This is a genomic window from bacterium, assembly GCA_037131655.1.
GTDB lineage: Bacteria > Armatimonadota > Fimbriimonadia > Fimbriimonadales > JBAXQP01 > JBAXQP01.
Map to the genome: position 1 here is coordinate 1 of JBAXQP010000406.1, position 1996 is coordinate 1996.

The window sequence follows — 1996 nt, forward strand, 5'->3', positions numbered from 1 at the left end:
GGTGTTGGCTGGAAATGGAATTGGGAGCGCGCGACTCCTTCTATTGAGCGCTGCTAAGTGGTGTCCCCGTGGTTTGGCTAACAACAGCGATCAAGTAGGCAGAAATTTGATGTTTCATCCCACCGCACTTGTAACCGGAATATTCTCAGAGGAGGTCGATGGGTTTAAAGGTCCATTCGCTTGTAGCATTTATAGTCAAGAGTTTTATAAAACCGATACGTCTCGAGGATTTATTCGTGGCTTCCAAGGTCAAACGATCAGAAGCGATGGCCCTCTGGGCTCTGCGTTAGGAACCTACACCTCGCCCGTGAAGTGGGGATCTCAACACCACGAAGATTTCTACAGCCAATTCGGTCACACTGCCAGCATCACTGTTACCAGCGAAGATCTTCCGGAAGCTCATAATCGCGTGACTTTATCGCCAACCCTTAAAGATCAATGTGGAATCCCCGCTCCCAAGATCACATATCAGGTAAGCGAAAATTCGCGCAAGATTTTAGATTTTGGTATCGAGATAAATAAAACGGTTCTCCGGGAGGCAGGTGCAACAGATATTCGAGTCGTCGACTTAGTAACCAGCGCCGGATTTCATCTATTGGGAACCACACGAATGGGGTCCGATCCTCAAACCTCCGTAGTCGACCAATTCGGCAAAGCCCATGATTGTGAGAATCTCTTTATAGTTGATGGTGGTGTCTTCGTCACTGTAGGTGCCCTCAACCCTACGTCGACCATTCAAGCAATCGCGTTGAGAGCTGCCGATGCAATGCTGGGAGCACCCTTGTTGAAAGTAGCCGAGCATGAATAATTCGGCGCTTGGAATGCCTGAACAATTATGGAAATTGATCCTGGATACTCTAATTCCTGCGACCTCTAATAATCACGGAGCTTCCGAAATAATTGTAGTCGAAGAATTAGTCACTGATATGAGCCACATCAGCGATATGAAGCAGTTAAAGCTTTTTCTCGAGGGAATTCCAGAAAACTTTTCACTAGTTGATCAATCTGCACGGGAATCCGTACTTGAAACTCTCGGGAAAGCTTCTCCAGAAACTCTGGATGCACTGATAAACGCTACCTATACGATTTATTACTCTCATCCCGCTGTTCTCGGCAAGATCTCAGAAAATACTGGTTATAGCACCAGTGCACCGCAACCGAATGGTTATGTTTTAAAGCCATTTGATGAAAGACTGTTGCAGAAGAGCAAAGGGCGACCAGCCATGTGGAGAGACCCAACATAGGAAGGCCCAAGCCTTGACGACTAAATTAGATCGCAAGGGTCTCATCTATGGCGTTTCCGCTTGTTTAATTTGGGGTTTCTTTCCGCTTTATTGGCCACTTCTAAGGCCTGCATTTGCATTGGAGATTCTGGCTCATCGAGTCATCTGGTCTCTTCTCGTTTGTGTTCTCCTACTTATTGGGCAGCACAAATTCCGGATTCTCATGCTACTAGTTGCAGATCGGCGCCGTATTTGGTGGCTTGTCGGATCATCTTGCGCGCTGTCAGCAAACTGGCTTACATTTATTTGGGCAGTAAACAACAACCACTTCACCGAATCCGCTCTTGGTTACTACATCAATCCTCTTGTCATGGTCTTTCTGGGAGTTTTGGTCTATAAAGAGCAGCTCTCTCAGCTCCAATGGCTGGCTGGAGGCTCCGGCGCTATCGCAGTGTTCATCCTCTCTTTTGCCTACGGGAGACCTCCATGGATCGCGCTACTTATTGCTACGACGTGGGGCCTATATGGGGTTATAAAGAAGCACTTCAACGGTAATGCTCTGGAGTCTCTAGCCGCCGAAACTCTCGTGCTTATGATCCCTGCTCTCGCATTACTCATCTATTTAGGGATCATAGGTAAAGGACAGTTTGGTATCGATTTCAAATCGTCTCTGTTGTTATCAGGAGCGGGAATTGTAACTACCCTCCCACTCCTGATGTTCAATGGCGCAGCTACTCGGCTCCCGCTCTCGATCACCGGGCTACTCCAATACA

The 1996-nt window shown here is 47.5% G+C and carries 3 protein-coding genes; all 3 read left to right on the forward strand.

All coding sequences use genetic code 11. The annotated features are described in order from the left end of the window. A partial coding sequence (locus tag WCO51_13010) for a GMC family oxidoreductase (GenBank protein MEI6514173.1) occupies positions 1–808 on the forward strand: 808 nt, incomplete at its 5' end. A gap of 13 nt (positions 809–821) precedes the next feature. Further along, entirely contained in the window at positions 822–1244 is a 423-nt protein-coding gene (locus tag WCO51_13015) for a hypothetical protein (protein MEI6514174.1), read from the forward strand. Between the two features lie 13 nt (positions 1245–1257). Beyond that, positions 1258–1996 (forward strand): EamA family transporter RarD (rarD, locus tag WCO51_13020; GenBank protein ID MEI6514175.1); only part of this gene is annotated, 739 nt, incomplete at its 3' end.

Excerpts from the sequence above, each read along its gene's own strand:
- WCO51_13015 (MEI6514174.1), top strand. The coding sequence starts at position 822 with ATGCCTGAACAATTATGGAAATTGATCCTGGATACTCTAATTCCTGCG.